This window comes from Advenella sp. FME57 (genome assembly GCF_014897675.1).
Lineage (GTDB): Bacteria > Pseudomonadota > Gammaproteobacteria > Burkholderiales > Burkholderiaceae_B > Advenella.
In genome coordinates this window covers 238,861-248,277 of sequence record NZ_JABUXU010000007.1, presented here as the reverse complement: position 1 = coordinate 248,277, position 9,417 = coordinate 238,861, and the positions used below count along the sequence as shown (strand labels likewise).

Annotated in this window: 4 protein-coding genes; 1 reads left to right on the top strand and 3 read right to left on the bottom strand. The window is 48.8% G+C overall.

Annotated elements, in window-relative coordinates:
* Nucleotides 1-17: 17 nt before the first annotated feature.
* Complete coding sequence (locus INT32_RS10610) at nt 18-4,499, bottom strand: type ISP restriction/modification enzyme (RefSeq protein WP_193088689.1); 4,482 nt, start codon at nt 4,497-4,499, stop codon at nt 18-20.
* 356 nt (nt 4,500-4,855) lie between these two features.
* On the opposite strand from INT32_RS10610, the gene INT32_RS10605 reads away from it, so the two are divergent.
* The gene (locus tag INT32_RS10605; protein WP_193088688.1) at nt 4,856-5,557 is read left to right on the top strand and encodes a hypothetical protein; all 702 of its coding nucleotides are present in this window, start codon (nt 4,856-4,858) and stop codon (nt 5,555-5,557) included.
* 169 nt (nt 5,558-5,726) lie between these two features.
* Here INT32_RS10605 and INT32_RS10600 read toward each other — a convergent pair whose 3' ends face one another.
* Nucleotides 5,727-7,079, bottom strand: a complete 1,353-nt coding sequence (locus INT32_RS10600; RefSeq protein WP_193088687.1) for a site-specific integrase — start codon at nt 7,077-7,079, stop codon at nt 5,727-5,729.
* A 512-nt stretch (nt 7,080-7,591) separates the two neighbouring features.
* Entirely contained in the window at nt 7,592-9,415 is a 1,824-nt protein-coding gene (locus INT32_RS10595; protein ID WP_193088686.1) for a UvrD-helicase domain-containing protein, read from the bottom strand.
* Nucleotides 9,416-9,417: the final 2 nt, after the last annotated feature.

The window sequence follows — 9,417 nt, the reverse complement described above, 5'->3', positions numbered from 1 at the left end:
AATGCGGCATAAATTCTCTACGAGATGACTGTGTTATAAATGGGGTATTTACACTCTTTAGATAAGTTATCTGCATATCTATCCCGGTATTCTTCCGAATGCAACAAGCCATAGACATAATAGAAAATGTCCTCTTTGCTGATTTTTTCACCACGGTAGACAGCCTGAAAATGCGCCAGCCCTTCGTCTGTTAATCCATCGCGCCGTTGATGTGTTGGTTTTGATGTGTTGGTATTATCGAAGAGGGTTTGGCTGTCAGATGAAGGTGTTGGTCTGGCATCGTTGCTATCTTCATAAAGATACAATGGAAAACATTGACCCTTCTCAATATTATCTAAGCAAGGTAATTTGTCCGTAATCAGAGTTGAAAAATTTCTGGCCCCTACTCCTGATACACAAATAGCCAAATTTTCTGCCGCTGCGTCTGGGAAAATACGCGGCATCTGCAACACCATCTCATTTAAGGTTCGATCAAAATACAACCACTGTTTAGTGAAAGGGCGGTAGAGACTGATTGTCATAGAATCCGGATTGACGCTGAGACAACGGTTTTTAGCGAACTCGTTCTTTAAACTGCGGGTCCAACTGATTTTGGTTGTATCTATTGTCCCAATGAAATCATCAATATGTTTAGCACGTTCTTTCTTATCTGCTAATAGAGGTTTTCCATTATTAAAACGGGTGAGTTCTTCGTTATAAAACGAGACCATGCGTCTAATATTCTCTTCAACACAAATTCTGCTTGAGTTATAGCACCAAGCATCTCGATTTGTTGCGACTCCTAGAGAAAAATTTTCAAATAATTTTAGTGCTGTGTTGTTCTTCTTATCGCCTAAAGGTATGAGGTGTTGAAAGTCTTCATCGCGCTGATTCAGCCAATCTCCATGCTCATCGGGTGTGATTTTTATCCATTTCTCTGATTGACTGATACGCGCAATACTGACGTAATCACTGATTCTTTTTAGCTTTTCATCCCGACTCAGATAGTCTCCAATGTCATGAAAGTAAATCTGTCCATGCTGTTTAGCATTAGGATTCTTAACTAACAGTGAAATAGCAATTGGCGCTCGGCTTCCACTACCAAAAATCTTGCCGCCTTCTCTGCGTGAAAGCTCTCCAGAGGTGCGCTGATTCCCCCGCAAATGAAATACATAAATACTGCTAAACTCCTCAGCTAAACTCTGACGCAAGCCATCAGCAGTATTGGCTTCTAAAAAGCCAGCATTGGTCACGAAGCCAATGACACCACTGTCTCCTATCCTATCGCTCGCCCATCTTATTGCCCGAATATAACTATCATAAAGCCCCTTAGAAAGGGATGCTCTTGAGCGATTTGCATATGTGGATTCTATACGACTATCCAAATGTGGATAGCTCACATTAGCATTATTATCATTCGCACTTGTTTGACCTGCCGAATAAGGCGGATTACCCATGATGACGCGAATATCCAATCTTCTCTGTCGTCTGCGCCTTGAGCTATTGTCTACTAGTAGTTTGCTTACCAGGTCATCCTTTTCATACATTTCAAAAGTATCGGTCAGGCAAATTCCCTCGAAAGGCACATAATCCCCACCCACAATATCGTGATACATGGATTCGATATTAATCGCTGCAATATAGTATGCCAGCAGCACCAGTTCATTTGCGTGGATCTGATTTTTATATTTTTTCTCGAGTTGCTCCGTAGTCATCAATCCGCTTTGCATCAAACGGGTAATAAACGTGCCTGTACCAGTAAACGGATCAAGAATATGGACATCATCACTGCCCAGAGTCTGGTCAAATTCCGATTGCAGTACATCGTTAATACTATGAATAATAAAATCCACAACTTCGACGGGTGTATAGACAATCCCGAGGCGATCTGTCATACGAGGAAAAGCGTTGCGGAAAAACTTGTCATAGAGTTCTACGATAATTTTCTGCTTTCCAGCCGCACTATCAATTCCTTCGGCGCGCATTTTCACGCTTTCATAGAAGCTTTGTAGCGTGTCAGCTTCTTTTTCCAGATGGTGTTCGCTTAGTGCATCGAGCACACCCTGCATAGCCTGAGACATGGGGTTATGCTGTGCAAAGTTGTAGGTTCCAAATAATGCATTAAAAACAGGTTTGGTAATCAAATGCTGTGCCAGCATCTCAATGATCTCACTGTCGCTGATACTGCCATTCAGATCATCACGCAATTCAGCCGCAAAGCTATTGAATGCCTTTTGCGCTTTTGTGTTGTCTTTGTTTTCAACAATGGCCGTAATTCGGTCAATATGAGTATTGGCGATTTTGGCAATATCATTGGCCCAATCTTCCCAATGATGCCGATTGCCAACCTTTTGCACCAGCTTGGCGTAAATTGCGCGTTCAATTTCGCCAATTTCGAACTGAAGGGAGTTTTGGATGTCCGCACCAGAAGCCGCACCATCACCATGCCCGAGTGCACCTAAGTTGAATTTGCCCTTGCCTGTATTTTTACCGGTTGCACCCTTACTTTGTTTTTTCTGAATCTTGTCAGTGATGGCAATCACTTCCATCTTTTTCACGTCTTTGCCAATCAGATCGAGCTTGTTAACCATAGCATCAAATCGATCATCATGAGAGCGCAAGGCTTGCAAAACCTGCCATACCACTTTAGATGTCTGGTTGTCATTCAGGGCGTCATGGGGCTCAACTCCGACTGGAATGACAACGGGCAGGATCACATAACCCCGTTTTTTGCCCGGTGCGTTACGCATCACCCGTCCAACAGACTGCACGACATCAACTTGAGAATTACGGGGCGTCAGAAACAGCACCGCATCCAAGGCAGGTACATCGACCCCTTCAGATAGGCAACGAACATTGCTGAGAATGCGGCAGGTTTGCTCGGGTGTTGGAGCCTTAAGCCAGTCAAGTTTTTCCTCTTTCTGGCTAGCATTCATGTTGCCATCGACATGTTCTGCTTCGCAGGCTAATTGCGCCTCGGTTTCAAACTCCTCTGTTTCCTGATAGGCTTCGACCACGGACTGGAACATACTGGCGATGTTTTTTGAACTGACTTTGTGTGTTTTCCCTTTGTGATTGGCCTCAATCACCTGACAGAACGCGACTGCCCTTTTCATGGGAGCCATGTCTTCGGTCAAATCCGCTTCCAGTCCCTGTTTAGACAGGGCTTTCCAGCATCCAATGATTTTGGCTGCATCATCGACCTTGAGCTGATTGTTCTCATCGGCTAATAATCCTTGCAGGCGACGGTTGACGTGGGATTCTTCTACTGCCAGGACGATGACCTTGTAATCGACCAATAGGCCACGTTGCACGGCTTCGGAAAACGTAATAATAAAAAGCTCTTTGCCATAGAGTTCCTCATTATCCATCGAGTAAAGAGCGACATTATCTCTTTCGGCTGTGGCCTTGGCGACATCTGCAAAAATACGGGGCGTCGCCGTCATATAGACTCGTTTCGCCGCCCGGATGTAATCATTATCGTGAACTCGTACAAATGCACTTTCATTATCATCAAAAGAAGCCCCGGTTGTGCGATGGGCTTCATCGCACACGATCAGATCAAAGTCGGCGAGCCCGAAATCTTTCTGCGCCTGACTAATCACCCCGATGGAGTGGTAAGTGCTGAAAATGACGCTCATATGCTGATCGTCATGCCGGGCAGCTAATTCTTTTGCCAATTTTGGCGCATCGGTGGTGGCGGGGAAGTGCAGCTCATGGACGTAGGTTTGGATGGAATCGTCGTCTGAATCACGCTTTTTCCCGACATCGCTATCAGAACAGACAGCAAAGCTGTGTAGCGGGGTTTCGGTTTCCTGTGTCCATTCCGTGAGAGTCTGCGAAAGTAATGACAAGCTGGGAACCAGAAACAATACCCGCTTGCCAGCCCCGGCCATGGTTTCTGCTATCTTCAGGCTGGTAAAGGTTTTGCCCGTTCCGCAGGCCATAATGAGTTTGCCTCGGTCTGCCGTTTGCAGGCCATGAACGGCCGATTCCAGGGCGCTTTTCTGATGAACCCGCAGTTGCTTTTTTGGTTGCAGGATAGGAGCATGGCCTGACTTGTACTTTGTCCAGTCGATTTTGCTGTTTTCTAACGCGTTCAGATCAATTTTAGTGACGGGAGGGTGCTGGTTCTCTAGCGCATCCTCGGCATTATCTGACCAGTTGTTGGTCGTGCTAACGATAACCCGATGCGAGAATATTTTTTTACCGGATGCAGTAAAAAAACTGTCGATATCGGCTTTTTTAACATGATAATCTTCGGCGTAGAACTTGCACTGAATTGCATGAAATTCATTGGTGCCGGCCGTTTTCGCTACGAGATCAATTCCGGCGTCGCGTTTATCCATGCCCTGGGTGTCTGCCCAGGCAGCATACGTCCAGACGTCGCTATACAAATCCTTGTAGGTTGCCTCGTTTTTCAGGTAAGCAAGGATCAGTTCTTCAAAATAGGTGCCTTTTTCACGTTCTGACTGATAATTGTTACGAAAATTAGTCAGAATATCCTGCAACGCGCTCATTTTTCACCACAAATTGTTTGTTTTAAGAGTGTGACAAAATATAGCATAAGCGACATGCAAGACCCCCTGGAGAGGCCCTTTTTGGATTTGTTCTATTTTCCCCTTCGTTTTCTAAAGAAAATAAACGCCGTAGTGTTATGCGGGCCGGTCAAATAGCCAGCATGGCCCGTCAGCTAGACTACGTATTCACGAACATCATGATGTGACAAATAGTTTATGTGGTGTAATAATGTTACAAAAATATAAAAACTTCAATCCTATTTCCTGACTGCAGTGGCAGTAGCTGTGTTTTTGATTTTGGAGATATCGCATGGGCGTTAGAGACCATTGTCCTCATTTAGGAGGTTAAGATTGTGGTGATAGATTTGGAGAGCGTACTGTTAAGGCAAGGCGGCTACTGGTTTAACTTTGTCGACTGGTCAGCCACGGGTGCAGTAATTGGTGGACTGTCCACAATGGTGATAGCGCTTCTGACCTATGTTTTAATCAAGGAAAATAGACTACTTCGTAAAGCCGGAAACTCTCCGAGAGTTGTTGCGCATTTCGAGTTTCATCCTGATGGACTTGGAGGACTGAATTTGGCACTATCTAATGTCGGTACAGGTCCTGCTTTTGATGTGTCATTTTTATTCGAGAAGGATGATGCGGATTTCGAAAATTACCAGATTCTTGTTGACTACACGCAGGAGAGGTCCGCTATGACCATGATTGGTCAAGGTGAGAAGATCAGCTTTCTCTTTGCCGCTGGGTACCAACTCTTTAAGCCTAAAGACCATAGCATCAGTGAGCGACTCAAACCATTTAAGGTAATTGTGAGTTGGAACGCATCAGATAGCAGCAAACGGTTTTTGGCGATGTACCAATTAGACGTTTCTGCATACGCAGGGCTGCCAGGCCTGATGAATAAATCCCCACTTTTGAAAATTGTGGATGAATTGGCTGAGATCAATACGCAGCTGTCCTCTCGTGCAGGAGTGCCGGCACGGCTTCTTGACGCTACAACACCAGAGCAATGTAGGCGATCTGTAGCGAAAGGCGCAGATGACGTGAGAGATTAACGTTTTTATCTAATAGTGAATGAAAAACGGGTTTTGTTGGGGTAGTTTACCGATGATCGACCTGGCAGGGCTACAAAGCGCCCTGTCTGAGTTTGTCGCCATCGCCTGCAACAAATTGCGCGGACAACCAGTATGGCAATAGCCACCTGGTTACCCCGCCCTACGGCAATTATGCGGCGCGGATCAAAGAAGCTGCTCTGCTTCCATTGACGACGGGCATACCGTCGTCAGTGACCAGCTTCAATCTCGGCGTGGGTTCATTGTTTGCCAGATCATCTAAATAGTTAGCCCAAGCCTGCACCATCACTTTTCGCTGTTCGACGTACCTTGCGCGATCATAGGTATCACCTAGCTCTTCGTCACTCACATGAGCTAGATGACGTTCGATTTCCTCACGATCCCATTTCAGTTCCTGCTTGATCAGTGTGCGGGCCAGTGCACGGAATCCATGACCGCTAATGTCCCTCTGCGTATCGTATCCCAGGCCGCGAAGGGCAGAATTTACGGTATTTTCCGACAACGTCTTCGTTGCCTCAGACCGTCGCGCCGGGGATTTGAATACATAGCCATCAGGCCCCGTCACTAAAGATAGTTGGCGCAAAATTTCAACTGCTTGGTGAGGAAGGGGCACGACGTGATCTTCCGTATGCTCACTTTCTTTTTTCAGACGTACCATTTTCATGATAGACGGCGGACAGTTCCAAATCCCCTTGTCCAGATCAAGCTGGTGCCACTGCATATGCCGTACTTGGCCTGGACGCTGGAATAGTAATGGCATCAGTTGCAGACAGGATACAGTGATGATATTTCCTTTGTAGGCACGCAGATCGCGCACTAGCTGTCCTACCTGCAGCGCATTCAATTTGGCTGCGTGAGACTTCACCACATGCCGAGGCAGGCGCATATCCGCAGCGCCTGGCATCATGAAATTTTCAGAAGGGAGCAAAATTACCATTGTGACAGCATACTTATAGATGCGGGTAATGAGAGACCTAAGCTCCCCGGCTGTTTCCTTTGTAGCGGCTGCCACTGACATGAGCAAATCTTTGACATCAGGTGGGGTGATGTGGCCGATTGGCAGCCTACCGATTTTGGGAAACGCATGAATTTCCAGCATTCTGATCAGTTTATGCGCATGCCCCTCTGACCAATATTCAACCACGGCAGCCTGCCGATGCCATTCGCGGGCAACCTTTTCAAAAGTATCCAGAGAACGCTTTCTAGCCGTAACCCGTTTTTCAATTTTGTCTAATTTGGGGTCCTTTCCTGCGCCTTGCAGTTGGCGCAGTCCCAGGGCGGCTTCGCGCGCGTTAGCCAATCCGATCTCTGGATAGGTGCCTAATCCAATCTTTCGCCGATTTCCAGTCACATCGGTGTATTTAAAAACCCAACTTTTCTTACCTTTTCCTTCTCCCGGGCGAATTCGCAGATGCAGCCCGCCGCCATCGCCCAGTAGATATTCTTTTCCATCCAGCGGCTTTGCTTCATCAATTTCTCGTACGCTCAATTTTCCAATCAGCATTTCAGTGGTCCCCCAGCAGGTGTTTATGATGAAATGCATTATGGGGGACCAGCTGGGGGGCACGCAACAGGACGACCGAAGGCGCGGGAAGGCGACTGTTTACGACACAGAGTTTGAGTTAACTTTATGATAATTATGAAGAATTTGTAATGGAAACTGTCGGGAACAGTCGTTTGTAGAAGTATTGAAAAGAGGAGCTGGTGCCCGGGGCCGGAATCGAACCGGCACGCCTTGCGCCGGGGGATTTTGAGTTGGTGATTTACAGTGTTTCTACAGCGAAATTAGGCGAATTCTAGCGTAAGTTGGAATAGGTAAAACAAGTTTTGAATCAGTGGGTTGGCGTATTTTAGCTGAATGCTCGCTGTACCTGTACTGTACCGAAATTTGGGTACAGTTTTGACGAGAGAGCGCCGGCTCGGAATTACCGAGTGGAACCTACAGCGGAATTTCGTGTGTGTTCCCGACGATACCCGCCGGCAATCCTGCACACGCACCGCACACGCAACTCAGCTCTAAGCGACGGGAATCAATAGGACGCAGATATCGTCGTTGGGCGACATGATGGTCGTGCGTATCCTCGCACGTGTCACACTGACGCGAAAATTCTGGCGAGCTTGTGTCATCGCGCCTGAGTTTACATTGCCGCCGACGATGCGATCAGGATTGCCGACGATTTCGCGTTTAAAGCGCTTCGGCCAACCTTCGAAGATGATGACTTCGTCGAATTGCTTCCCCTTGGCCTTGTGCATGTTCATCACAACGATGCCGGATTCCGGTTTGTGTGCCATCGCGAAATGCGCCTGGACGAAGGACTGCCGCGTAATGTTGAGGGAGTTCGTATAGCCGCCGGTGTCGCGCCAATCCTGTGAAAGGCTTTGACGCAGCTGGGTTCCGCGTTCTAGCAAGCGGACATTACGGGCTTCCTGGGCAACCTCGACGAGACGCTTGCAGGCGCCGGATTCGAGGACGTCTCGAACCGCTGTCCAATCGGCATCGGGCTGACCCGTTAGCGCAATGGTGCTCGCAGCCTGGTAAACGGCGAATGTGGTCTGGAGGACGCTGTTACCCGGCGTCGCTTTGCCCTTGGCGAGGCATCCATTCCATTTCTTCAACGCGGACTTGAAGCGCGCGGATTCCTCCAAATCGCCTTTTGTCGGTGTCGCTCCGCCTCGTCCATCGAAGAAGCTACAAAGCACGTCGACGAATTCATCGAAGCCGCCGCTGTGGCTGCGCTGTTGCAGGAGGTAGGCAATCACTTCGGCGGCAAGAATCGGGCCTTCCATATCCACCGCTGCCGTGTGCGTGATTGGGGGCACGTTGCCAAACGGCGCATGTAGATTGTCGGAGACCAGACGTGTCATGCGCTTGGTCGGAACCAGGATTGCGAGCGACCAATCCCGGCGCCCCAGCGCGAGGAGCCGTTGCCGGGCCTTCAGCACTTGACCTACGAGCGACGCATAAGCCTGGTTAGGATTCGAGCCGAACCCTTTATATGCCACGCCCTGATAGGGTTCGTCGCGAAACTTGCCCGTGAGGAGGTGATTGCCGAAGACTGCAATATCGGTCCCCTTGCTTCGGTGATTGTCCCCGGCAAAGTCGTGTTTGGACGGCTTGAACGCCTCCTTAAAGTGGTTTAGCCGCTCGGGATCCGCTCCGATGAAATCGAAGATCCGCTGCTCGGGATCGGCCAGCGCGATCAGCGTGCTGCTCTTTCCGATCGCCTCGACCGCACTCCATTGATCGGCGCTCGTGTCCTGGAACTCGTCGAGGATGATGAACGGGTACATGGTCGAGACAAGCTCGCGTACCTTTGATGACCCGTGCAGCAGAATGGCCACGCGCTCGGCGAACAGATCGAAACAGACCTTACCTTCCTCGGTCGCGAGTCGTATGCGCTCAGCCATTTCCAACGAGGCCTTTTGCACTTTCTCTTCCTCCGACAGCTTTGACGGCACTTTGAAGCCACTGCGGATCGCAGACAGCGAGATCGCCTCATTCGGCGGCGTCAGGATCGTCATGCGCCTCGGAAACCCGATGAGATAGCCATGCGCCTTGAGGATGCGCCAGAAAAAGGAGTGATAGGTATCGACCACGATCCGCTTCTTTTCCTCCTTGGTAACCGACCGTTCTTCATCGATCGCCTCGAACACGCGCGAGACGGTCGCCCGCGCGAAGCTGAGAAAAAGTATGCGCTGCTCCGGTCTTAGTTTCTCGCGCGCGATCTTCGCGGCCTTCAGAATCGACACGGTAGTCTTGCCAGAGCCGGGACCGCCGACGACGAGCAGATGGCCCTCGGCTGCCAGAACATCTTTTTGCGTCGGCGTCAGATCGACCATCG

What these genes read in the sequence shown, in the direction of transcription:
- INT32_RS10610 (WP_193088689.1), bottom strand. Translation starts at nt 4,499, where the DNA reads ATGAGCGCGTTGCAGGATATTCTGACTAATTTTCGTAACAATTATCAG.
- INT32_RS10600 (WP_193088687.1), bottom strand. Translation starts at nt 7,079, where the DNA reads ATGCTGATTGGAAAATTGAGCGTACGAGAAATTGATGAAGCAAAGCCG.
- INT32_RS10595 (WP_193088686.1), bottom strand. Translation starts at nt 9,415, where the DNA reads ATGGTCGATCTGACGCCGACGCAAAAAGATGTTCTGGCAGCCGAGGGC.